Source organism: Chryseobacterium capnotolerans (assembly GCF_021278965.1).
In the GTDB taxonomy this organism is placed as follows: Bacteria; Bacteroidota; Bacteroidia; order Flavobacteriales; family Weeksellaceae; genus Chryseobacterium; species Chryseobacterium capnotolerans.
The window spans coordinates 5,115,593-5,140,534 of record NZ_CP065589.1 but is presented as its reverse complement, the minus strand read 5'-3'; the positions used below and the strand labels follow the sequence as shown (position 1 = coordinate 5,140,534).

Below are 24,942 nucleotides of genomic sequence, written 5' to 3'. Positions count from 1 at the left end.
AGTTTTTGATTATTGATTCAATGTTAATGTTCTACAGTTCATCAATCTGTTTTCTGTAGATTTTGTTAAAATGATGAGTATAGACGTCTTTCATTGTCTTTCCTTCATCGTACGTTTTTAAGGCTAACATTTTCAAATCCAAATAATCTTTGTTTCTGATCTTAGAAACTTTACTTTTAAAGTATATATTCTCGGCAAAGTCGTATTCTTTGCTTTGTTTTTCAAAATTTTCAAGGGCTTTATCATATCTTCCCAGCTCAAAATACGTAACACCAAGTTGGTAGTGGTCAAACATGCCCTTTACGTATCCTCTTGCTGCCAGAAGCCTTTCGATAATTCCGACTGCTCTTTCTTTCTGCCCTAAAGCACTGTAGGACATAGCTTTCACTACATCCAGATTATAATCTCCGTTTAGCGACCTTCCTAAGTCTTCCGGATAATATTTTTTAAGCTCTTCCAGATCCAGAACAGCCCCTTTATAATCTCTTAAAAACTGAAACTTGCACCAACCCCGATATCCCAAATGTCTTTTAGGATCTAAAGCCACCGCTTTATCAATAAGAATTTTCCAGGTTGCAAAATCTCCGTTTTTGAGATAAGGCACTGCTTTCTCCATGTAAGCATTAGAGAAATCCGGACAAAGTTCAATCGCTCTGTCAAAACCTTCCTGAGATGCCTGTGAACCTTGTAAATCTGAGGCTGTGTTGTAAAGTTCACACGCTTTTTTGCAGTCCTCACCCTCTATCGCATTACAGTTGACCTGTGCAATAGTATTGGTGTACACTATAAGTAACAAAAAGCTAAGGTAATACCTCTGAAACTTTTCCATCTTCAATTTTATAGGTTAAATACTGATAGTAATCTACTTTTAAACCTTCTATCTCTTTCGGCATCCAGCCATCTAATGATTTTGTGAATGTCAACAGCTTATTTTCCAGCTCTTCATCCAAAGCAAAATCTTTCAAATCTGAATTCATATGCTTTAGTCTGAACAACCCTGTTTTCCCTTCACAATTTACTAAAAATCTAATGGTAATATAACCACTGATCTTCTTTTCTGAATATATATTTTCTTTTTTAAGTTTTTCGGCAATCGCAATTTTTTCTCCTTTATAATCGAACATCTTAGGTCCGTGATAGTATTGAAAACTAAAAGGTCTGTCTTTTCCTGCTCCACACTTCTTAAAACCAGCTTCATCAAGCTTATCGTCAAAAGCAACATCACCCACAGTATCCGGATATTTACTGGTCTTTTTCTCTGCCTGACAAGAAAACAGAACAAAAGAAAATAGAGTAAAAAGATAAACCGCTTTCAAAACTTAAATTTATTCTGTGATTCTCCCTAAAAGTGTGCCTTGGGTGTTATCATATACAAAAACGTCTACAATGTCACCAATTTGCTGCCCTTCAAGCTTATCAAAGACACAAACGGCATTCTGAGAGTTTCTTCCTTTCCATTGATTTTCATTCTTCTTGGAAGTTCCTTCTATTAAAATCTGATGAACTCTTCCTACATAAGACTGCATTCTCTTTCTTGAAAGCTCGCCCTGAAGGGCAATTACCTCAGCAAGACGTCTCTGCTTCACATCAGCCGGAATATTGTCTTCCATTTTCTTGTGTGCAGGTGTTCCTGGTCTTTCAGAATAAGCGAACATATATCCGTAGTCATATTCTACTTCTTTCATCAGGCTTAATGTATCCTGATGATCTTCTTCTGTTTCGTTGCAGAATCCAACGATCATATCCTGAGAGAAGGCCACTTCCGGAACAATTTCCTTAGCTTTTCTGATCAGCTCAAGATATTCTTCACGGGTATGTTGTCTGTTCATGGCTTCAAGCATATTATTGCTTCCGCTCTGAACAGGAAGGTGTACATATTTACAGATGTTATCATGTTTTGCCATCATTCTGAATACATCAAGGCTCATATCCTGAGGGTTTGATGTAGAGAATCTGATTCTCATTTCGGGAACTGCTTTGGCTACAAGATCAAGTAAGTGAGCGAAATTAACAGCAGTTGCTTTCTGCATTTCAGATGCTTTGGCAAAATCTTTTTAGGACCTCCTCCATACCATAAGTAAGAGTCTACATTCTGTCCTAAAAGCGTAATTTCTTTATAACCACTATTCGCAAGATCTTTGCATTCTTCAATTATGGAATGCGGATCACGGCTTCTTTCTCTTCCTCTTGTAAATGGAACGACACAGAATGTACACATATTATCACAACCTCTCGTAATAGTAACAAAAGCGGTAACTCCGTTTCCTCCTAAACGAACCGGATTGATATCTGCGTAGGTTTCTTCCTTGGAAAGGATTACATTGATGGCATCTCTCCCATCATCAGTTTCCTTCAGTAAGTTCGGCAAATCTCTATAGGCATCTGGTCCTACAACAAGGTCAACCAGTTGTTCTTCTTCTAAGAATTTGGTTTTCAACCTTTCCGCCATACATCCCAGAACACCTACCGTCATATTCGGTTTTTCTTTCTTAAGATTTTTGAATTGGGAAAGACGCATTCTTACCGTTTGCTCTGCTTTCTCACGAATAGAACATGTATTTAACAGGATCAGATCAGCTTCTTCCACTTTCATTGTTGTATTGTACCCCTGTTCATTAAGAATGGAGGCAACAATTTCAGAATCTGAGAAGTTCATCTGACAACCATAGCTTTCTAAAAACAGTTTTTTAGAATTCTCAGGTCTTTCGGCAATAGCAAATGCTTCGCCCTGTTTCGTTTCGTCTATATATTTTTCCTGCACGATAATCAATTTAAGGTTCTCATTTAAAAACATAGGAAATTACTCCGTGAATTTTAAATTACGAACAAATGAGTCTGCAAAGATACAAAATATTGTGACAGAATGGCAGGAGATTATTTTGGAGGGTGAAAAGTCATTGGAAGCCTGAAAAAAGACTCTATAGGCTCACTATTTTTGCCGGCAGGCGTCCACTTTTTCTTTCTGAGACGTTTAATTCCGTCCAGAATTCTTTGATCAAATTCAGTATTTCCGGAAGATTTTTCTAATTTTATATTCTCCATTTTCCCTTCTTTGCTTACAGTAAAAGTCGCTACAAGATTAAAAGGTTCATTCCAAACAAAACCACTAAGATCAATTTGTTTGGCTACTTCCTCTCTGAAACGACCGATTCCTCCAGGCATAGCTTTTTCAGGTGAATTCTGTACAGTTTCCTGCGCGAATAAGTTCAATGAAAATAGAGTAAATAAGAAAATGGTTAATAGTTTTTTATTCATCATTTGAAAATTACATATCAACTGATAATGAAGAGAAATTCATTTTTACTTTCATTTCTGATTTAACCGGCTGTCCGTTACAGGTTGCAGGTTTCCAGTTTCTTTTAATTCTTCTCACCACATATTGCATATCATCAAAAAAGGCTTCACTGTGTAATACTTTTGGAGCTCCTACGGCATCTATCACTTTCCCAGACTCATCTATTATTAAAGTAAATGTAAAGTCTCCGCTCAGGGTATAGAAATCTGCATTCAGGTAGGTATACATGTATTTAGCCAGAATATCTTTATACGCTGATACTCCTCCTCCAAAGGCGGCTGGCTTAAAATCATTACATTTTGAAGCAATCTGTAAAAAGGGTTCTTTAATGTCTATTTTAAAAAGGTTTTTATTGTTTTCTACAATAAAAGAATCATCTCTGTCTTCAAGCTCCTGTGCAAATGAAAAGTTTGCAAAACATAAGGCAAAAAATAAAAGTATCGTTCTCATAGCTTGATCTGTTCATTCAATTAATAAACAAAGGTAAATATTTAAAAGTCTTACTAAAAAGAAAACTTCACACAATGTATGAAGTTCTCCAAAAATATTTTTCAGTAAGTTTATAGAGACCCTACTAGCTGCTATAACAACCCTTTGATGTGTTTATAGTTACTTTTAACCGTTTCAAGCACTTCATCCATTTTTCCTCCCAGCATCAGCTGAGCCATAGATTTGGTCATTCCGAGAACCTGATCCAGTTCAATCTTTGGGGGAAGAGCCAAAGCATTGGGATTGGTAAAGATATTAAGGAGATAAGGGCCGTTATAATCCAGACATTCTTTAATGGCATTTTCTACCTCCTCAGGTTTGTGAACATTCTTTCCAGGGTATCCCATAGCCTGGGCTACTAATGCAAAATCCGGATTAATCATATCGGTTTCATTATCCGGCATTCCGCCTACTTCCATTTCCAATTTTACCATTCCTAAAGTTCTGTTATTAAAAACAATGAGTTTTACAGGAAGTTTATATTGAAAAATGGTTGCCATATCTCCTAAGAGCATGGATAAACCTCCATCACCACACATGGCAATGACTTGTTTATCGGGATGAGAAAGAGACGCTCCGATTGCCATCGGCATAGCATTGGCCATAGATCCATGATTAAATGACCCCAGCATTTTTCGTTCTCCAGTTCCCGTAATAAATCTTGCCCCCCAAACACAACACATCCCTGTATCTACAGTGAAAATGGCATCTTTTTTAGCCAGCCTGTCTAAGGTATGGGCTACATATTCCGGCTGAATAGCATCTTCTTTCCCTGAATCGTTGACATATTCTAACTGGTTTTCTTTTACTTTATCATAAAAAGCCAGCTGTTCATTGAGAAAATCAACATCAGTTTTCTCGTTTAGCATGGGAAGTAAGGCTAATATCGTTTGCTTAATATCTCCTGTAAGTCCCAATTCAAGTTTTGCTCTTCTTCCTAATCTTTCCGGACTTTCATCAATCTGAACGATTTTATTTTTCACCGGCATAAATTTCTGATAAGGGAAATCAGTACCGAGAAGGATCACAAGATCGGCTTCATGCATCGCATGGTAGGCAGAAGGAAAACCTAACAAACCTGTAAGTCCGATTTCATTTGGATTATTAGGCTGAATTGCCATTTTCCCCCGGAATGAATATCCTACAGGCGCTTTTAATAGATTGGACAGTTGTATAACTTCAGTACTGGCTTCAGAGGCTCCTATCCCACAATAAAGTGTTATTTTTTTGCTTTCATTGATCAGTGTTGCCAGATTTTTCAATTCATCATCCGATGGCCTTATGACAGGATTAGTTTTAAAGATCTGAGTCGAAGTTGTCGTTTCTTGTGCATCCAGTTCTGAGACATCGCCCGGGAGGCCAATTACTGCTACTCCTTTTTTAGAAATTGCATGTTGGATAGCTGTTTGGACGGTTCTTTGTACCTGTTCAGGACGTGTAATCATTTGATTATAATAGCTGCAATCGTCGAATAGCTTTATTGTATTGGTTTCCTGGAAGTAATCCATTCCCATTTCATCACTAGGAATTGTAGAAGCAATCACCAACATTGGAACATGGGATCTGTGCGCTTCGTACACCCCATTAATCAGGTGAACATGCCCTGGCCCACAGCTTCCTGCGCATACTGCAAGACCGTCCAGTTCGGCTTCAGCAGCAGCAGCATAGGCTCCAACTTCTTCATGTCTCACATGGATCCACTGAATACTGCTTTTCTTCACCGCAATATTTAGGTGATTGAGACTATCTCCCGTTACTGCATAAATTCTTTTCACATTAGCATTTTCGAGCATTTCAACAATTTGCTCTGCTATATTTTTTAGCCATAATTAATAGATTTGGTAGTTGTTCTTTCTTATATTTATTAGGATAAAAGAATCCTATCTCTATCAAATTTAGCCAATTAATTGGAGTTTTCGAGAGCTTTTAATATTAAAAAAATTGTAAATCTTTCACAAAACACTTTGTATGATCATTTTATTTTAAAGCAATTTTAGCTAAGGCTTTGCATTGAGGCATGGTTCTTTTTAAGTTTGCTAAAGCGTTTCAATCGCCAAAACAGCTCAGATATTGTAAAGGATATAAAAAAACGGCTATCCTTTTTTGGACAGCCGTTCAACTATTATTTTCTATTAACTTATTACATTACCACTTCGATCTGGTTTCGTAACAAGTCTTCAAATTCGTCTCTTTTGCGGATTAGATGTGCTTTCCCGTCAAGGAATAGAACTTCAGCAGGCTTTAATCTTGAGTTGAAGTTTGAACTCATTTCAAAACCATAAGCTCCTGCATTGTGGAAAGCAAGAATATCCCCTTCTCTTACTTCATTTAATTTTCTATCCCAGGCGAAAGTATCCGTTTCACAGATATTTCCCACCACTGTATAAATCCTTTCCGCTCCTTTTGGATTGGATAGGTTTTCAATCGCATGGTAAGAATCGTAAAACATTGGACGGATCAGGTGGTTAAATCCTGAGTTTACCCCTACGAAAACTGTAGCCGTAGTCTGTTTGATTACATTAGCTTTTACTAAAAGATATCCACTTTTCCCTACTAAGAATTTTCCTGGTTCAAACCATAATTCGAACTTTCTTCCGGTATTTTTTGAGAATTCTCCTATTACTTTTTCTACTTTTTTACCTAATGTTCTTACGTCTGTTTCTTCTTCGCTGTCCTGATAAGGAATTTTGAAGCCACTTCCCATATCCAGGTATTTCAGGTTAGGGAAATGTTCAGAAAGTTCAAGCATGATATCCAGCGCCTGAAGGAAAACCTCAGGATCTTTAATCTCACTTCCTGTGTGCATGTGAAGACCTTCAACATTAAGGTTAGTACTCTTCATCACTCTTTCAATATGGCGAAGCTGGTGAATGGAGATCCCGAACTTACTGTCGATGTGGCCTGTTGAAATTTTATAGTTTCCTCCGGCAAAGATATGTGGATTGATTCTTACAAAAATCGGGTAAGAGTTTCCGTATTTATTTCCGAACTGCTCAAGAATAGAAATGTTATCAATATTAATATGAACTCCAAAAGTCATTGCTTCTTCTATTTCAGCTAAGTCAACACAATTTGGAGTAAACAATATTTTCTCTTTTGGAAATCCTGCTTTTAGTCCAAGTTTAACTTCATTAATAGACACACAATCCAGAGAGGCCCCCAGGTTCTTGACATACTTTAGAATATTAATGTTTGTCAACGCTTTTGCCGCGTAGAAAAACTTTGTATGTTTTAAAAAAGAAGATGTAAGTTTTTCGTATTGGATTTTGATGGATTCAGCATCATACACATACACCGGGGTGCCAAACTCATTGGCAATCTTTAATAATTCTTTTGAATTCATAATTTCATTTTAACATAAAAAAAGGCAGATTCTTTACAAAAGAGCCTGCCACATTGATTATTTTTTATGCAAGACAAGTCTTTTAAATATTCCAAACCTTAGAGAACTTAATAGCTCCCTTTTTTCCAGTTTTTATTTGTTTAAGAATTTGCATTGCTTCTATTTATTTTTTGCAAAAATACTATTTATTTTTTATTCTGAGAAAATTGATTTGAAAAGCATCTGCTTCTTAATCAAATTTTAAGGTATCAATTTCTCTATTATTTAGGTAGCGGAAGGGTTTCAAAATCACCACGCAGAAGTGCCAGCTGCAGTTCATTGTTCAAATCTGTTGATGATAACTGAAGGTCAATTTTTAATTTCGCAAGTTTACTTAACGTCTGTATCTGCGTAAATAATTCATAAAAACCAAAAGATAGTACCTTTCCATTTTCAATGATCAAGAATAATTTTTCTCCTAATTTTCTTCCAGTTCCCAGCCAAAGTTCATTTCTTTTTCTAAACTCTATTTTCTGTTTCAATACAGCTACATCATTATATTCTTCCTGAGATCCAATAAACTGAACAGCTTTTGTTCCCTGGGTAAATGATCTGAACTTCAGGATTGGCTTTTCCGTTTTATTGAGTGTATTCTTTTCAACAATGTATTTGTTATTTCTGAAATAGAGTCCGAAAGGAAGGATCTCTTTTTTCTTACTATTTTTTGAACTCAGCATCAGTTTAGCAATAATATCAGTTCCGGTAAGTTCAAAATTAACCTGCTCAGCATTTTTTTGAGCTTCTTCCCATTTTTTTGATTTGGAATTAAATACTTTTTTCGAAAACTTATTAATATCCTGAACGTAATCAGAAAAAATAATTCTTCCCGCTTCATCCTGAAAATAAACAAATCCTTTTTCATTGGGAAGATCCTGTGTCAATTGTTTAATCTTATTGATATAAGTTTTGGCATTGGTTTCTTCGTGCTGTTTTTGGATAATCTCGTTTTCAGTATCTTTAGATATTAAGAGTTTAAACAGCTCAAGAGTGGCTCTGGCATCTCCATCCGCTCTATGGTGATTTGTCAATGGAATTCCCAATGATTTCACGAGCTTTCCTAATGAATAGCTTACTTCGTCAGGAATTAGTTTTTTAGCTAAAGGAATTGTATCTAAAGTATTGATTTTAAAATCATACCCCAGCCTTTTAAAGGATTGACGAAGCATTCTGTAATCGAAATCAATATTATGGCCTACCAAAGTTGTATTTTGGGTAATTTCGATAACTCTTTTGGCTATTTCATGGAATTTCGGAGCCGTTTTTACCATTTTCGGGGTAATACTGGTCAACTTCTGAACAAAAGGTGTAATATCTCCTTCCGGATTGACAAGGGATATAAACTGATCTGTAATTTTCTGCCCGTCATATCTGTAAATGGCGATATCTATAATGCATTCATTTCTATAACCTGCACCATTACTTTCTATGTCTATAATTGAATACATTGATTTCTGTTAACTGCTGTGTTTATTATTAAAAAATTTTAGTTCTTTAATCCGATATTACTTTTCCGTCAGTAAAGATAACCTGCTAAAATAACAAAAAATATATCAAAATAGAGCAGTTTATACTTATTACATTCAAATTATCGTCTTCTTCCTCCAAGACCAAACATCCCCAGAATGGCTTTTGCCCCTTCACGCATCAGCGTATTGGTAAAGGTTCTTCCTGCCTGGCTTTGCAAAACCTGTTCAAACATTCCCGGTTCTTCTTTTACTGGCTTTGTTCTTTGATTAGGTAATGGATTCTGAGCAGCCTGTTCCATTCTGTTAGTCAGCATTTCATAGGCAGATTCTCTATCTATTGCTTGCTCATATTTGGCCACCATGGCTGAACTGGACGTTAATTCTGTAATCTCTGCCTCACTCAAAACATCCATTCTGGATTCCGGAGAAATAAGATAAGTATGCACTAACGGAGTGGGAATACCTTTCTCATCCAAAGCGGTTACAAATGCCTCACCAATTCCTAAATTCTGGATCAGATTGGAAGCATTATAGAATTCTGTTGTTGGATAGTTTTCTACAGCCTTGGAAATTTCCTTTTTATCTTTTGCTGTAAAACCTCTCAGGGCATGCTGTATTTTTAGCCCTAATTGAGACAAAACACTTTCCGGAACATCCCCGGGAATCTGGGTAATAAAATAAATTCCCACGCCTTTTGAACGAATAAGTTTCACCATCGTTTCAATCTGGGAAAGAAGTGTTTTTGAGGCTTCATCAAACAGCAAGTGAGCTTCATCTATAAACAGTACCAATTTTGGTTTTCCACTATCCCCTTCTTCCGGGAAAGTCATATAGATCTCTGCAAAAAGAGAAAGCATGAAGGTAGAAAACAGCTGTGGTTTATTCTGAATGTCTGATACTCTTAAAATATTAACCACTCCTTTTCCGTCTCTGGTTTCCAATAAATCCTGAACATCAAAGCTTAACTCTCCAAAGAAATCTCCTGCTCCCTGCTGCTCCAATGCCACAATAGATCTAAGAATTGCGCCTAAAGAAGCTGGTGCTATGGATCCATAGTTGGCTGCAAGCTCAGCCTTTCCTTGTGCATTATCTGTCACATACTGAAGAACTTTCTTTAAATCTTTAAGGTCAATCAAAGGAAGCCCTTTATCATCACAATATTTAAAGACAATAGACATGATACTTTGCTGGGTATCATTAAGCTCAAGAATTTTGCTTAATAAAACAGGTCCGAATTCTGTTACAGTAGCTCTCAGCTTTATTCCTTTTCCTCCTGAAATACTCATCAATTCTACGGGAAACCCCTGTGGAGTATATGGAAGCTGAGTTTTCGCATATCTTTCCTCAATAATGCCATTCATCTGTCCTGCTTCCGCAATTCCGGAAAAGTCACCTTTGATATCCAACACAAGAGACGGAATCCCCTGATGAGAAAGCTGTTCTGCAAAAACCTGTAGTGTTTTTGTCTTTCCTGTTCCGGTTGCTCCGGCAATAAGACCATGACGGTTGATTGTTTTTAAAGGAATGGTTACATTCACTTCAGGAACTACTTCTCCGTCCAGCATTCCTTTTCCTAATATAATATGTTCTCCCTTTGGAGTGTATCTAGCATTTAATTCTTCAATAAATTGTGCTTTGTCTGCCATTTTGATTGCTATTTTTAACTTATAAATATAATTGTTTTTGTAAAATATTTTGTGATATTTTCCCGCTAACTTTCATTCATAGTTTGAAGTAACGGTTTTGCCGTCTGTTTAAGCAAAATTCAAACCATGGTATCTGAAATAAAAAAACTGTGCTGATGAACAAACATGATAAAAAACAGTATTTGTTGATTAACCCTATGTAAGGCATCCTTTTTGCTGAAAAAACACAACACATTAAACATTTGTTTAACACAAGTATTGAAAGAAACTATCAATCGAATTTAACATTTGATTTAGAATTTATCTAATACTTTGTATCTTTAACTATTAAAAAAATACCCAATGAAAATTGAACAAATATATACGGGCTGTCTGGCTCAGGGTGCCTATTATATTGTATCAGAAAACGAAGCTGTCATTATTGATCCTTTAAGAGAGGTAAAACCTTACCTGGATCGTCTGGAAAAAGACAATGTCACTTTAAAATATATTTTTGAAACTCATTTCCACGCTGATTTTGTTTCAGGACATTTAGATTTAAGTAAAAAAACCGGAGCTCCGATTGTATACGGTCCAACGGCAGCACCTGAATTTGAAGCAATTATCGCAGAAGACCACCAGGTTTTCGAAATTGGAAAAGTAAAAATAAAGGTACTCCACACTCCAGGACACACAATGGAGAGTACAACCTATCTTCTAATTGATGAAAATGGCAAGGAAACAGCCATCTTCACAGGAGATACTCTATTTTTAGGAGATGTAGGAAGACCAGATCTTGCACAAAAAGCAACAAACCTTACTCAGGAAGATCTTGCAGGGATTTTGTATGACAGTCTTCAGAACAAAATTATGCCTTTGGATGACAGCATCACAGTGTATCCTGCTCACGGAGCTGGTTCTGCATGTGGAAAAAACATGCAAAAGGAAACTGTAGATATTTTAGGCAATCAAAAAAGAACAAATTATGCACTTAATCAACCTGATAAAGCTTCTTTCATTAGAGAGGTACTTGATGGGTTGACAGCACCCCCAAAATATTTCGGAATGAACGTAGCCATGAACAAAGGTGGCTATGAAAGCCTGGATACAGTAATGGACAAAGGGCTAAACCCTATTTCCCCTGAAGATTTCGAAGCAATGGCTGAAGAAACCGGAGCTTTGATTCTTGATACAAGAGGAGCTGCAGATTTCCATAAAGGTTTTGTTCCAAACTCCGTCAATATTGGATTAAAAGGTGATTTTGCTCCTTGGGTAGGAACTTTAATTGTAGATGTTAAGCATCCTTTATTATTGATAACCGATGAAGGAACTGAAGAAGAAGTCATCATCAGATTAAGCCGTGTAGGTTTTGATAATGTAGTTGGCTATCTGAAAGGAGGTTTTGAAGCCTGGAAAAATGCAGGGAAAGAAATTGATGAAGTAAAGAGGATTACTCCGGCAGAATTTGCAGAGCAGTTTACAACTGATGCCAAAGTAATTGATGTGAGAAAACTGACGGAATATTCTGCGGAACATATTGATAATGCTTACAACAAGCCTTTGGACTCTATCAGTGACTGGGCCCGTAATCTTGACGACTCTGAACATTTCTTCCTACACTGCGCCGGTGGATACAGAAGCATGATTGCCGCAAGCATCCTTAACTCACACGGAATCAGAAATTTCACTGAAATAGAAGGAGGTTTTAATGGCATTAAAAAAACAGAAAAACTTCCTACATCAGACTTTGTATGCCAATCCAAAACATCTTAACAATATGAAAGTTACGATTTTTGGAATTGCTCTAGCTTCTATTTTAGCATTAAGCAGCTGTAAAACAACTCATTCTATTGATGTTTCTAAGACTAACATTAAGGAAGTGGTGACCAGCTCAGATGTAACATTGGTAGACGTAAGAATTCCCGAGCAATATGCTGCAGGAACAGCTAAGAATGCTATCAATATTCCATTGGCAGACATTCAGAACAATCTTGAATCGCTGAAAGGCAAAAAAGTAGTTGTTTTCTGTAATAAAGGAGTACAGGCAGATCAGGCTATGGAAATTTTAAAGAAAAACGGAGTGGAGGCCTATGATGGAACGAGCTGGAAAAACGTAAAAGGCATCCAGGACGAAGCTGATAAAAAATAAACTCATAAAACTCAAACTATGTCACAAAAATTTCAGGAAATCATCAATTCCGAAAGACCGGTACTTATTGACTTTTTTGCCACTTGGTGTCAACCTTGTAAAGTTCAGTCTTCGGTGTTAAATACGGTAAAAGAAAATATAGGTGAAGGAGCCAGAATCATCAAGGTAGATGTAGACCAATACCCTGCTCTCGCAGCACAATACGGGGTAAGAGGCGTTCCTACTTTAGCCGTTTTCAAAAATGGAGAACTTCTATGGAAAGAAAGCGGTGTACATGATGTAAATACATTGACGCAACTTCTACAACAATATATTTAAGATTAAATAAGGCTGAGTTCGATGAAATTCAGCCTTATTCTTTATTATAAATCCATTGAGAAATGATCTCTGTCGTTTAAAAATTGGAAGTGAGTCCTGAAATCGTTCAATTCATTCATATCCAATTCTGCAGATACAATATTGCCATTTTTATCAGAAATTTCTCTTCCATCAGCAAAAAAACAGTGAGAACTTTCCTGATAAAACAAATTATTCCCATCTGTTCCAATTCGGTTTAACCCAAATACAAAAGAGAGGTTTTCAATAGCTCTTGCTTTTAAAAGATGCTCCCAGGCTCCTACTCTTTTCTCCGGCCAGTTCGCTACATATAAAACAGCATCATAATCATCATTATTCCTTGCAAACACAGGAAAACGAAGATCATAGCAGACTTGAAGTAAAAATCGTATTCCTTTATATTCTACAATGACTCTGTTTTTACCAGGAGAATATACTTTATCCTCTCCTGAAAAGGAAAACAGATGTCTTTTATCATAAAATGTAACCTCTCCATTGGGTTGTACAAAATACATTCTATTGTAAAAATGACCATTTTCTTCTACAGGAGCACTTCCACAGAATGCTGCATTTTTTTCTTTTGAGATCTTTTTCAAAAACTCCAGAGATTCTTCATTTCTGTCGGAAACTTCCGATGCATCCATACAAAAACCTGTTGAAAACATTTCAGGAAGAAGGAATAAATCTGCTTCAAGAGTTTCAAGCTCATTCTTTATTATGCTAAAATTTTCAGTTTTATTTTTCCAGATGATATTCAAATTCAGCCCTACAATCTTCATCTTTATCTATTTATTAATTATTTTAATATCTGAAGTATAAAAATACGCCTTTTAAGTCTAATAAGGAAAAGAGATCTATAATTCTTAATATTTATTAAAGTCTTCTATTTTTGTATCATTCAATACCTTTCGGTTTCATTTTTGATACAGGTTATTTTTATTAATATCATTAAAAATTGTGAAATTTATGAAGAAATTGGTTTTTATGGTGATGATTTTCTTTTTGGAATCACGGCTAATGCTCAAGCGTGGACTGGAAAGGGAGATCAAAAAATTCAACTGGGTCTGAGTGCCTGGGGATATGGAACCGGAATAGCAGGAACCTACGATTATGGATTGAATAAACTCATATCTGTTGGAGCCGGTCTTAACGGGTATTTCAGTAATTACAAAAACAACGACAAGGATAATCGGGTATTTGTTTTCGGAAGACTGAATTTCCACCTACAGGAAGCATTAAGCCTTCCGCCAAAGTTGGATATTTATCCGGGAGTTGATGTAGGGGTTGTTGGAAAAGACTTTGGAATTGGTGCTCATATCGGTGCACGTTACTTCTTTACAGAAAGAATTGGAGTGTTTGCAGAGGTAGGTAATAACGGAAGTCTTGGAGTTTCATTCAATTTATAATCAAATAAGTCCTGAAATATGACAAAGCTTCTCGTTTTGAGGGGCTTTTTTATTTGGCATAGTTTTGATAATTGTTACCTTTGCAAATTAAAATCTAAAATCTATTAATGGAAATAGCAATCAAACTCTTCCAGTTCATTCTGAGTATTTCTATACTTGTAGTTCTTCATGAGCTTGGGCACTTCTTACCAGCAAAATGGTTCAAGACCAGAGCAGAGAAATTCTTCCTGTTTTTTGACCCTTACTTCTCCATATTCTCTATGAAGAAAGTGAACGGAAAGTGGAAATATAAATTCTTCTCACAGAATCTACCTGACACTGAAGTGATAGAGGTAAACGGAAAAAAGGAAGAAGTTCCTATCGATATATCAAAACTTTCTGATGATGATTGGAGAAAATATCCGGAACAAACTAAGTATGGTATCGGATGGCTTCCTTTCGGAGGTTATGTAAAAATAGCCGGAATGGTAGACGAAAGTATGGATACCGCTCAAATGAAAAAACCAGCTGAATCTTGGGAATTCAGATCTAAACCAGCTTGGCAGAGATTGATCATCATGCTGGGCGGAGTTACCGTAAACTTTTTCTTAGCTTGGATTATATTCTCAGCTTTAGTTGGGAAAAACGGAGAAACAATTTTTGACGCTGATAAAATCAATACACCACTTCATTATACTGCTGCAGCCAAGAAAATGGGCTTCCAGGATGGTGATAAAATATTGAAAGTTGACGGAAAAGTGCAGAAAGATTTCAAAAAACTAGCGCTAGATGTCTTATTAAGTGATGAAATAACTGTTTCAAGAAACGGAAAAGAAGTTACTTTCCCAACCAGTGATGATGGAAAAGTAATGGCATTTCACGATCCGGAACCAAGATCATTCCTTACTCCAAGAATGTCTCCTATTATTGATACTATTGTTACTCAATCTACAATGGATGCAGGGTTAAAACTTGGTGATAAGATTGTTGCCATCAATGGAAAACCCGTTTCTTATTATGATGAAGTAAAGCCTTTGGTAGTTCCAAATGCAGGTAAAGTAGTAGATTTCCAAGTATCAAGAAACAATCAGATTCAGGATCTTAAAATTCCGGTATCTAAAGAAGGAACTATTGGAATTCTTTCTTTCAAGGAAGCTGAGAAATTTATGGTTCACAATGAATACAGTTTCTTTGGTTCTATAAAAAGAGGATTTACCCTTACAATTGAGAGTTTAACATATCAGATCAAACAGTTTAAGTTAATCTTCAACAAAAAAATCCAAGGATATAAGAAAGTAGGCGGTCCACTTGCTATTGTAAAGAATATGCCGGTAAGCAAAGATGCACAAGGTGGAGTTTCTATTGATTGGACAGCATTCTGGGGCTTTACAGCAATGTTCTCCGTATGGTTGGCATTCCTGAATCTTATTCCTATTCCTGGACTTGATGGTGGGCATGTTATATTTACCCTCTATGAGATGATCGTAGGAAAACCAGTTCCACAAAAAGTATTGGAAAACGCTCAGATGGTGGGAGTTATCTTCCTTTTAGGATTAATGGCTCTTATCTTTGGAAGTGATATCATTAAAGCCATTACAGGAACTTTATAATTTTTTTGAAAATTTTTCTGAAAAATATTTGCAGGGTATAAATATTCGTCCTATATTTGCACCACTTAAAACAAAGGACATTCCTCCTTAGCTCAGTTGGTTAGAGCATCTGACTGTTAATCAGAGGGTCGCTGGTTCGAGCCCAGCAGGAGGAGCAAAAAAGACTTACAGAAATGTAGGTCTTTTTTTATTTCTATCAACAACCAGGATCATAAAGTTTTTGCATAACCTTATCGGAAATTAAAAAAACTTAGATCAGAGCCAAAAATTGGAGCCCTAATACAGTATTATTAAAGAAAAAATCAGAAAAGGCAATCTGAAATCATCGATTTTTGTTTTTCTGAAATACTCTGAAATTTCGAGCAGGGGCAAGGTGGCTGAAAAGAACAAGTAATCATCAACCTGTAAGTTTATTTTTAACAGTTTTTCCACATAAAGCTTTTATACATCGATAAATGAGCTTAAAAAATGATTTTAAATGCGAAGTCCCTATTTATAGAAAAACATATCAAATTAAGCCCATTATGAACCAATTTCAGAGAGCTGGATAGAGAGCTGTTGAAATAAAAAAGATAAAAATCTTTTACAGCTCTAAATACGGTTAATTGACTTTCCTTATCAGATCGAGTTTCAAATAGTAGTAGAGGTAAGATTTACTGATGCTAAGAATTATTATAAATTCAGACATAAAAAAATCTTTGCCCTTTCAGTACAAGTATTCATTAATAAGTTTCTGGCCATAGTGTAAACATATATTGCTTCAAGAAAAATTCTTTTAAGTACAGTTCTTATCATCCTACTTTAAATCCAAAACAATTTTATTGAAATTTAATTTATTGAAAAATAAAACAATAGAGATTTTCATTAAATATTAAGCTATAAAAACTTGCATGGTACGGATATTCATATTATATTTGCACCACTTAAAACAAAGGACATTCCTCCTTAGCTCAGTTGGTTAGAGCATCTGACTGTTAATCAGAGGGTCGCTGGTTCGAGCCCAGCAGGAGGAGCAAAAAGACTTACAGAAATGTAGGTCTTTTTTTATTTCCTTATATTCTATAAATTAAATTGGGGATGGTAACGGATCAATGTCAAAAGTTGTGGACTACGCAAAAAATTTCGTTAATCTAAAGAGAAAAAATGTTCTATCCTTTACACCTCTAAACTGCATTTTGAAGTTTTTGATTTTAGCATTAAAAGATTCAGCAGAAGCATTAGTGCTTCTTTTCTCAAAAAAGGCTAAGATCTCTTCTCTATAATGATTCATTATTGTTTTTCTTAAGATAGAGAATGATTTAAAATCGGCTTCTTCAACCTTTCTAAACCAATGTGAAAATTTAGTCATCGCTGCAGATATTATCAGCCAGAGTCCATTTCTCCCTACTGTTGTAAAGTAAATATCTACTTCTTGCTAAAAGTTGTTTCAGACTGTCTCCATTCTCAAAACTCTGTATATCCTGTTATCCTTCTGAAAGATCTCTAATAGCATTATTTTCCATTTCAATAGCTTCCCAACGGTGTTTGATCCTAAATTCCTGAATAGCCTCTACAGCTAATTTTTGCACATGAAAACGATCTATTACCTGCAAAGCGTTAGGAAAGCTCTTTTTTACAATAAGTTTCATTGATCCTGCCTGCCATATCAAGAGTAATTTCTTTTACCTTCAGACGAAGTCTTCTGTCTATTTTTGAAAGATGCTCTATAAATGTATCGCTCTTGGTGGTTTTAATAATGTCTGCAATACAACCTTTTCTACCTTTTGCTCTTTTTGAAGTAAGAACAGTGTAAAGCTCTCCATCTGATAAAGAGACTTCATCAATTGATAACTGCTCTGAGATATTTTCAGGGAAAATAAGCCAACATTCAGCGTGTGGCTTCTGCTGCCAGGAATCAAACTGGCTAAGACTGTTTTTGTATTGTCTCTGGAACTTTTTCCCATTAAGTCAATAAAACTCTGTAATGGCTTTACAGGAGAATGCTTTAGTATCTACTAAGTTTTTTTAAGAACATCGCAAAATCCTGAGTCATGCGAGTGCCTTTTGCTATCAAACTCCAGTTTCTTTGAAGAACTTCTCCTGTAGTTTTATCAATCCATCTTCTCCTTTTGACATGAAGGAGAACCTGTTTACCCCTTAAAGGAAAATCTTCAGCAAGAACCGAAGAGTGAAATCCATTAGACTGATAGGGGCGATGGGTGAATTCTTGGGGAATGATATTCTTCTCCTCAAATTCGATATGAAGAACTCCATCAACCTCTTCTGCTTTTATGATATCAAAGTACTCTACTAAAAAATCAGGAAGTAAGAGTTTTACTAATTCATCAGGAATATACATCCTCCAAATTTAAAAACTTAACACTACGAGACTGATCCAAGAAAAGATCAATAATTGGCTAGTTCAATCTAAATTCTCATCATCTAGATCATTCATTACTTTTATATTTTCAATCTTAAATGTATTTACACTACAATTTTTCTTTAAGGGCTTTAAATAAGCTCATTTTTCTCGAAATACTTCTGAAGCAGGGATTTAATATAGCTAATATTTTTTGAAGGAAAAAAGGCATTAATCATAGATGATAGGCATCTTGATCATGAGTCATTAATAATGAGCAATGAGTAGTCTGATAAATATTGGGATGATGTAGTGATACCAGGAGTATATCTGTTATAGAATAAAGAATAAAGAACAAAGAATAAAGAACAAAGAACCGGATAAGAAACCGGTGGTAGGAATAGGAATAGCAGCAACACGGGAATACAAGTATCATTTGATTACTCATTACTCATTGCTGATTACTGATATTTTCTCTTTGCTTTCCCTTGGGGATAAAAAGTATAACGCAAAAAAAAAGTCTCACACATTGCTGTATGAGACTTTTAAAAATAAAATAAAAACTGGCGGCGGCCTACTCTCCCGCGTTAGCAGTACCATCGGCGCTGGTGGGCTTAACTTCTGTGTTCGGAATGGGAACAGGTGAGCCCCACCGCTAAAACCACCCTAAAGGTTGTATATAGCAGCTGGCTTATTGCTTATTGCTATTGGCTTGTATGCCAATCGCTAATTGCTTTTTGCCAATTGCGTTTTTAAGCGATAAAAACTTTCACAAAGACAAAACCTTTACTGCGCATAAAGTACTTGTCTATTTAATATGATATTATTCTAGATTACAGCAACCAATAGGCTATAAATCTACGGGTAATTAGTACTACTTGGCTATGACATTACTGTCTTTACACCTATAGCCTATCAACGTCGTCATCTACAACGACCCTTAAAAGATGTCTCATCTTGAGGCGAGTTTCGCACTTATATGCTTTCAGTGCTTATCTCTTCCAAACGTAGCTACTCAGCGGTGCACCTGGCGGTACAACTGATACACCAGAGGTTTGTTCAATTCGGTCCTCTCGTACTAGAATCAAGCCCTCTCAAACATCTAACGCCCGCAATAGATAGAGACCGAACTGTCTCACGACGTTCTGAACCCAGCTCGCGTGCCACTTTAATGGGCGAACAGCCCAACCCTTGGGACCTTCTCCAGCCCCAGGATGTGACGAGCCGACATCGAGGTGCCGAACCTCCCCCGTCGATGTGAGCTCTTGGGGGAGACTAGCCTGTTATCCCCGGAGTACCTTTTATCCTATGAGCGATGGCCCTTCCATACGGAACCACCGGATCACTATGTCCTGCTTTCGCACCTGATCGACTTGTTGGTCTCACAGTCAAGCACCCTTATGCCATTACACTCTACGCACGGTTACCAAGCGTGCTGAGGGTACCTTTGAAAGCCTCCGTTACTCTTTTGGAGGCGACCACCCCAGTCAAACTACCCACCACGCAATGTCCTTCTAAAAGAAGTTAGGCTCCAAGTAAGTAAAGGGTGGTATTTCAACGTCGGCTCCACAAACACTAGCGTGCCTGCTTCAAAGCCTCCCACCTATCCTACACATTACTTACTCAAAGTCAATACGAAGTTATAGTAAAGGTTCACAGGGTCTTTTCGTCCCATTGCGGGTAATCGGCATCTTCACCGATACTACAATTTCACCGAGCTCGTGGCTGAGACAGTGCCCAGATCGTTACACCATTCGTGCAGGTCGGAACTTACCCGACAAGGAATTTCGCTACCTTAGGACCGTTATAGTTACGGCCGCCGTTTACTGGGGCTTCAGTTAATGCCTTCGGTTTAAACCTAAGCACCTTCCTTAACCTTCCAGCACCGGGCAGGTGTCAGACCCTATACAGCATCTTTCGATTTAGCAGAGTCCTGTGTTTTTGATAAACAGTCGCCTGGGCCTCTTCACTGCGGCCACCATTGCTGATGGCGTCTCTTCTTCCGAAGTTACGAGACTATTTTGCCTAGTTCCTTAGCCACGACTCACTCGAGCACCTTAGGATTCTCTCCTCGACCACCTGTGTCGGTTTTGGTACGGGTTGCTTCACTTCGGCTTTTCTTGGATCAGATTACACTGCAGCAGCTTCGCCCGAAGGCTAGGCCTTGACTATTCCGTCAGTCTCCAGCAGCTACATCCAACCGTCCCCTTTATTCGTGAGCAAGTATGGGAATATTAACCCATTGTCCATCCACTACCCCTTTCGGGTTCGCGTTAGGTCCCGACTAACCCTCAGCTGATTAGCATGGCTGAGGAAGCCTTGGTCTTTCGGTGAGCAGGTTTCTCGCCTGCTTTATCGTTACTTATGCCTACATTTTCTTTTCTATCCGCTCCACAATACCTCACAGTACTGCTTCGGCGCAAATAGAATGCTCTCCTACCAGATGTATCTTAAATACAAATCCATAGCTTCGGTAATATGTTTATGCCCGATTATTATCCATGCCGGACCGCTCGACTAGTGAGCTGTTACGCACTCTTTAAATGAATGGCTGCTTCCAAGCCAACATCCTAGCTGTCAATGCAGTCCAACCGCGTTGCTTCAACTTAACATATATTTTGGGACCTTAGCTGTTGGTCTGGGTTCTTTCCCTCTCGGACATGGACCTTAGCACCCATGCCCTCACTGCCGTAGAACATTTATTAGCATTCGGAGTTTGTCAGGAATTGGTAGGCGATGAAACCCCCGCATCCAATCAGTAGCTCTACCTCTAATAAACTTATATACGACGCTGCACCTAAATGCATTTCGGAGAGTACGAGCTATCTCCCAGTTTGATTGGCCTTTCACCCCTACCCACAGGTCATCCGAAGACTTTTCAACGTCAACCGGTTCGGTCCTCCACTCTGTGTTACCAGAGCTTCAACCTGCCCATGGGTAGATCACAAGGTTTCGCGTCTAATCCTACTAACTATACGCCCTATTCAGACTCGCTTTCGCTCCGGCTCCGGTACTTAATACCTTAACCTCGCTAGTAAAATTAACTCGTAGGCTCATTATGCAAAAGGCACGCCGTCACAGCTTAATGCTGCTCCGACCGCTTGTAGGCGTACGGTTTCAGGTTCTATTTCACCCTTCTATTCGAAGTGCTTTTCACCTTTCCTTCACAGTACTTGTTCACTATCGGTCTTTCAGGAGTATTTAGCCTTGGAGGATGGTCCCCCCATATTCAGACAGGATTTCACGTGTCCCGCCCTACTCATTTATCACTCAAATATGCCTTTCATATACGGGGCTATCACCCGCTACGGCTGTTCTTTCCAGAACATTCTATTAAACATATATTAGCTTTTGGGCTAATCCGCTTTCGCTCGCCACTACTTACGGAATCTCTTCGATTTCTTTTCCTCCGGGTACTTAGATGTTTCAGTTCTCCGGGTTTGCTCCTCTTACGAGGTGACTGGTCTTCAACCAGCCGGGTTGCCCCATTCGGACATCTGCGGATCAATTCGTGTGTGCCAATCCCCGCAGCTTTTCGCAGCTTACCACGTCCTTCTTCGCCTCTGAAAGCCTAGGCATCCGCCATACGCCCTTAACGATTTCTTTCCTATTTTTAGGTTACTCAAGCGCTTTATGCGCTCGGTTTTCTCTTTGTGATGTCTTTACCGTTAATGTCAATGATCTTAATGTCTTCTTTTCCAACTGATGAACAAATGTTGTTTTTGGCTCCATTCGTAACTTTTAAATCAGTCTTCCAAAACTGTGGAGAATAAGGGAGTCGAACCCTTGACCTCCTGCGTGCAAGGCAGGCGCTCTAGCCAGCTGAGCTAATTCCCCCTCTAGTAGACTTCAGATGTCAGATTCTAGATCTCAGACCTAAATGTCTGATGTCTATTATCTCATATCTTCCCGTCTTTTAATTAGTAGTCTCGGGCAGGCTCGAACTGCCGACCTCTACATTATCAGTGTAGCGCTCTAACCAGCTGAGCTACGAGACTGTCTCTTAGACTATCAGATTTCAGATAATAGATATCAGATTTAACTGACCATCTTATCTTACATCCTCGTCTCTCTCAATCCCTTTACTAATTTCTAGTGGGTTTTGTATTTTTAATATAATTCAACCAAACAAAAAACTAAAGCTGGAACTTTAAGTAAGTTCTGTATCTTGCGATACTAATTTTTTTATCGTCCGAAGACGCTCTAAAATGAGATGTTCCAGCCGCACCTTCCGGTACGGCTACCTTGTTACGACTTAGCCCTAGTTACCTGTTTTACCCTAGGCAGCTCCTGTTACGGTCACCGACTTCAGGTACCCCAGACTTCCATGGCTTGACGGGCGGTGTGTACAAGGCCCGGGAACGTATTCACCGCGCCATGGCTGATGCGCGATTACTAGCGATTCCAGCTTCATAGAGTCGAGTTGCAGACTCCAATCCGAACTGAGACCGGCTTTCGAGATTTGCATCACATCGCTGTGTAGCTGCCCTCTGTACCGGCCATTGTATTACGTGTGTGGCCCAAGGCGTAAGGGCCGTGATGATTTGACGTCATCCCCACCTTCCTCTCTACTTGCGTAGGCAGTCTCACTAGAGTCCCCAACTTAATGATGGCAACTAGTGACAGGGGTTGCGCTCGTTGCAGGACTTAACCTAACACCTCACGGCACGAGCTGACGACAACCATGCAGCACCTTGAAAAATGTCCGAAGAAAAGTCTATTTCTAAACCTGTCATTTCCCATTTAAGCCTTGGTAAGGTTCCTCGCGTATCATCGAATTAAACCACATAATCCACCGCTTGTGCGGGCCCCCGTCAATTCCTTTGAGTTTCAAACTTGCGTTCGTACTCCCCAGGTGGCTAACTTATCACTTTCGCTTAGTCTCTGAATCCGAAAATCCAAAAACGAGTTAGCATCGTTTACGGCGTGGACTACCAGGGTATCTAATCCTGTTCGCTCCCCACGCTTTCGTCCATCAGCGTCAGTTGTTGCTTAGTAACCTGCCTTCGCAATTGGTGTTCTAAGTAATATCTATGCATTTCACCGCTACACTACTTATTCCAGCTACTTCAACAACACTCAAGACCTGCAGTATCAATGGCAGTTTCACAGTTAAGCTGTGAGATTTCACCACTGACTTACAGATCCGCCTACGGACCCTTTAAACCCAATAAATCCGGATAACGCTTGCACCCTCCGTATTACCGCGGCTGCTGGCACGGAGTTAGCCGGTGCTTATTCGTATAGTACCTTCAGCTACTCTCACGAGAGTAGGTTTATCCCTATACAAAAGAAGTTTACAACCCATAGGGCCGTCGTCCTTCACGCGGGATGGCTGGATCAGGCTCTCACCCATTGTCCAATATTCCTCACTGCTGCCTCCCGTAGGAGTCTGGTCCGTGTCTCAGTACCAGTGTGGGGGATCACCCTCTCAGGCCCCCTAAAGATCGCAGACTTGGTGAGCCGTTACCTCACCAACTATCTAATCTTGCGCGTGCCCATCTCTATCCACCGGAGTTTTCAATATTCATCGATGCCGATAAATATATTATGGGGTATTAATCTCCCTTTCGAAAGGCTATCCCCCAGATAAAGGCAGGTTGCACACGTGTTCCGCACCCGTGCGCCGCTCTCAGGTCTCCGAAGAAACCCTACCGCTCGGCTTGCATGTGTTAGGCCTCCCGCTAGCGTTCATCCTGAGCCAGGATCAAACTCTCCATTGTATGTTTGTCTGACTCACTCAAAGTTTTTTAACGCTTTAGTTTTTCCTTACTTGGTTGTTATATTGTATGTCAATGATCTTTATATCTTCCGCTTTGTAACGAAGCAATCTCTCTGTCAGTGTCGCTCCGTATTTGCGAGTGCAAAAGTAAAACTTTATTTCGTAATGACCAAATGTTTTGAAAGAAAATTTTAAAGTTTTTTAAGTAACCTTAACCTCTATCATAACCCTCAATCTCTCTACTCCTGCGCTCCCTTAATTGGGACTGCAAAGATACAAACTCTTTTTTAACTCACAACTTTTATTTGATAAAAATTAAAAGTTTTTTTTCGTTTGCTATCTTAGTAGATCTTAATGTTCCTGCCTATCTAAAGGCTCTTCTGCGCTTACTGATACTCTCGTTTTCAGTGGGGCAAAGATAGAAACTTCATCCATACCCCGCAACTTTATTTAACATAAAGTTTACATCACCATAACAATTGTGGGTAAGTTATATGTTTAAATAATTGATAAATATATATTTATACAGTTACTAACACTTATCCACAATAGTGGAATTGTTTTTTACAAAGTATAGAATGTCGCTTTGAGGGGGATATAAAGGGGTTTTATACATATATATAAGATATGCTATTATATAATATATATGATGTGAGTCGTTAGGCTGATATAGGTTTGGGCTAAAGCCAGTGGAAGGGGTTTATATTATTTGAGCGGGCTCCCTTCGGCTAAGCTCAGGATTATAGCCCACTTCTATTGATCAACTTCTATTTGTTGGATGATAATGATTGAGTACAGCATTGTTTAGATCTTTACAGGATGACAAAGATACTGGGAAGAAGAAGAGAGAGATGGGAAATAAAGAGACTATATAATATATAAGGAGAAAGATTATTATGAAAGATTCTAGTATAGATTATAAAAATGGTTAAAAGGAAACGTTTTTTTATTTTCCCACAGATCGCACGGATTTTCACAGAGGACTGGAAATAATGGGATAACCACCCCGTCAAAAATTCTTTGAATTTTTGACACCCCTCCAAAGGATGGGAATGATGGAAGCCGACGCATATGGACAATAGGTAATACTATTAATGGATGCCAACCTATTACCTATTACCTATCATTTATAAATCCGTCCCCTA

17 protein-coding genes, 4 tRNA genes, 3 rRNA genes and 2 pseudogenes are annotated in these 24,942 nt (G+C 38.2%); 7 read left to right on the top strand and 19 right to left on the bottom strand.

All coding sequences use genetic code 11. From position 1 onward, the window contains the following. Nucleotides 1-31: 31 nt before the first annotated feature. From H5J24_RS24455 to H5J24_RS24415, 9 genes and pseudogenes are all read right to left on the bottom strand, one after another. The gene (locus tag H5J24_RS24455) at nt 32-829 is read right to left on the bottom strand and encodes a tetratricopeptide repeat protein (protein WP_068939021.1); all 798 of its coding nucleotides are present in this window, start codon (nt 827-829) and stop codon (nt 32-34) included. Further along, on the bottom strand, nt 801-1,316 hold the full coding sequence (locus tag H5J24_RS24450; RefSeq protein WP_068939019.1) for a hypothetical protein: 516 nt from the start codon (nt 1,314-1,316) through the stop codon (nt 801-803). Before H5J24_RS24450 ends, H5J24_RS24455 begins: the two co-directional genes overlap by 29 nt. A gap of 9 nt (nt 1,317-1,325) precedes the next feature. Beyond that, nucleotides 1,326-2,761, bottom strand: a pseudogene (gene miaB, locus H5J24_RS24445) (tRNA (N6-isopentenyl adenosine(37)-C2)-methylthiotransferase MiaB). A 113-nt stretch (nt 2,762-2,874) separates the two neighbouring features. Further along, the gene (locus H5J24_RS24440) at nt 2,875-3,255 is read right to left on the bottom strand and encodes an energy transducer TonB (RefSeq protein WP_068939018.1); all 381 of its coding nucleotides are present in this window, start codon (nt 3,253-3,255) and stop codon (nt 2,875-2,877) included. Between the two features lie 10 nt (nt 3,256-3,265). Next, entirely contained in the window at nt 3,266-3,745 is a 480-nt protein-coding gene (locus H5J24_RS24435; RefSeq protein ID WP_068939016.1) for an energy transducer TonB, read from the bottom strand. A gap of 131 nt (nt 3,746-3,876) precedes the next feature. Further along, nucleotides 3,877-5,598: a thiamine pyrophosphate-dependent enzyme gene (locus tag H5J24_RS24430; RefSeq protein ID WP_283250804.1), complete on the bottom strand. Its 1,722-nt coding sequence runs from the start codon at nt 5,596-5,598 to the stop codon at nt 3,877-3,879. Between the two features lie 326 nt (nt 5,599-5,924). Beyond that, the gene (gene lysA, locus H5J24_RS24425) at nt 5,925-7,127 is read right to left on the bottom strand and encodes a diaminopimelate decarboxylase (RefSeq protein ID WP_185124638.1); all 1,203 of its coding nucleotides are present in this window, start codon (nt 7,125-7,127) and stop codon (nt 5,925-5,927) included. A gap of 260 nt (nt 7,128-7,387) precedes the next feature. After that, nucleotides 7,388-8,611 carry a 3'-5' exonuclease gene (locus H5J24_RS24420; protein ID WP_068939009.1) on the bottom strand — a complete coding sequence of 408 codons (1,224 nt, stop codon included), beginning with the start codon at nt 8,609-8,611 and terminating at the stop codon, nt 7,388-7,390. A 140-nt stretch (nt 8,612-8,751) separates the two neighbouring features. Continuing rightward, on the bottom strand, nt 8,752-10,278 hold the full coding sequence (locus tag H5J24_RS24415; protein ID WP_068939007.1) for a helicase HerA-like domain-containing protein: 1,527 nt from the start codon (nt 10,276-10,278) through the stop codon (nt 8,752-8,754). 342 nt (nt 10,279-10,620) lie between these two features. Here H5J24_RS24415 and H5J24_RS24410 point away from each other — a divergent pair, with 342 nt between their 5' ends. Genes H5J24_RS24410 through H5J24_RS24400 form a run of 3 tightly spaced genes read left to right on the top strand, consistent with a single transcriptional unit; the run spans nt 10,621 to nt 12,724 of the window. Then, a complete protein-coding gene (locus H5J24_RS24410) occupies nt 10,621-12,030 on the top strand; it encodes an MBL fold metallo-hydrolase (protein WP_068939005.1) in 1,410 nt (469 codons plus the stop codon). A 4-nt stretch (nt 12,031-12,034) separates the two neighbouring features. Next, the gene (locus H5J24_RS24405) at nt 12,035-12,406 is read left to right on the top strand and encodes a rhodanese-like domain-containing protein (protein ID WP_068939003.1); all 372 of its coding nucleotides are present in this window, start codon (nt 12,035-12,037) and stop codon (nt 12,404-12,406) included. 18 nt (nt 12,407-12,424) lie between these two features. Continuing rightward, a complete protein-coding gene (locus H5J24_RS24400) occupies nt 12,425-12,724 on the top strand; it encodes a thioredoxin family protein (protein WP_047097250.1) in 300 nt (99 codons plus the stop codon). 44 nt (nt 12,725-12,768) lie between these two features. Here the strand turns inward: H5J24_RS24400 and H5J24_RS24395 are convergent, their stop codons facing one another. After that, nucleotides 12,769-13,521 carry a nitrilase-related carbon-nitrogen hydrolase gene (locus H5J24_RS24395; RefSeq protein ID WP_068939001.1) on the bottom strand — a complete coding sequence of 251 codons (753 nt, stop codon included), beginning with the start codon at nt 13,519-13,521 and terminating at the stop codon, nt 12,769-12,771. 187 nt (nt 13,522-13,708) lie between these two features. Between H5J24_RS24395 and H5J24_RS24390 the strand changes: the two are divergent. From H5J24_RS24390 to H5J24_RS24375, 4 genes and pseudogenes are all read left to right on the top strand, one after another. Continuing rightward, nucleotides 13,709-14,148 (top strand): annotated as a pseudogene (locus H5J24_RS24390) (DUF6646 family protein). Nucleotides 14,149-14,255: 107 nt separating this feature from the next. After that, nucleotides 14,256-15,737 carry an RIP metalloprotease RseP gene (rseP, locus tag H5J24_RS24385; RefSeq protein WP_068938997.1) on the top strand — a complete coding sequence of 494 codons (1,482 nt, stop codon included), beginning with the start codon at nt 14,256-14,258 and terminating at the stop codon, nt 15,735-15,737. 81 nt (nt 15,738-15,818) lie between these two features. Further along, nucleotides 15,819-15,892, top strand: a tRNA-Asn gene (locus H5J24_RS24380). A 784-nt stretch (nt 15,893-16,676) separates the two neighbouring features. After that, nucleotides 16,677-16,750: transfer RNA gene (locus H5J24_RS24375), tRNA-Asn, on the top strand. Between the two features lie 95 nt (nt 16,751-16,845). Here H5J24_RS24375 and H5J24_RS26335 read toward each other — a convergent pair. The 9 genes from H5J24_RS26335 to H5J24_RS24335 form a co-directional block, all read right to left on the bottom strand. Next, a complete protein-coding gene (locus H5J24_RS26335; RefSeq protein ID WP_228407550.1) occupies nt 16,846-17,085 on the bottom strand; it encodes a transposase in 240 nt (79 codons plus the stop codon). A 115-nt stretch (nt 17,086-17,200) separates the two neighbouring features. Beyond that, nucleotides 17,201-17,365, bottom strand: a complete 165-nt coding sequence (locus H5J24_RS26330; RefSeq protein ID WP_262495829.1) for a transposase — start codon at nt 17,363-17,365, stop codon at nt 17,201-17,203. Nucleotides 17,366-17,440: 75 nt separating this feature from the next. Beyond that, entirely contained in the window at nt 17,441-17,680 is a 240-nt protein-coding gene (locus H5J24_RS26325) for a hypothetical protein (RefSeq protein ID WP_262920572.1), read from the bottom strand. Between the two features lie 41 nt (nt 17,681-17,721). Then, the gene (locus tag H5J24_RS24360; RefSeq protein WP_068938995.1) at nt 17,722-18,075 is read right to left on the bottom strand and encodes an ISAon1 family transposase N-terminal region protein; all 354 of its coding nucleotides are present in this window, start codon (nt 18,073-18,075) and stop codon (nt 17,722-17,724) included. Between the two features lie 561 nt (nt 18,076-18,636). Beyond that, nucleotides 18,637-18,744: ribosomal RNA gene (gene rrf / locus H5J24_RS24355) — 5S ribosomal RNA — on the bottom strand. Between the two features lie 179 nt (nt 18,745-18,923). Continuing rightward, nucleotides 18,924-21,681: ribosomal RNA gene (locus tag H5J24_RS24350) — 23S ribosomal RNA — on the bottom strand. 157 nt (nt 21,682-21,838) lie between these two features. Further along, nucleotides 21,839-21,912: transfer RNA gene (locus tag H5J24_RS24345), tRNA-Ala, on the bottom strand. An 87-nt stretch (nt 21,913-21,999) separates the two neighbouring features. Beyond that, nucleotides 22,000-22,073 (bottom strand) — tRNA-Ile (locus tag H5J24_RS24340). A gap of 208 nt (nt 22,074-22,281) precedes the next feature. After that, nucleotides 22,282-23,798: ribosomal RNA gene (locus H5J24_RS24335) — 16S ribosomal RNA — on the bottom strand. The 16S, 23S and 5S rRNA genes sit together here with 2 tRNA genes alongside, the layout of an rRNA operon. Between the last annotated feature and the right edge of the window lie 1,144 nt (nt 23,799-24,942).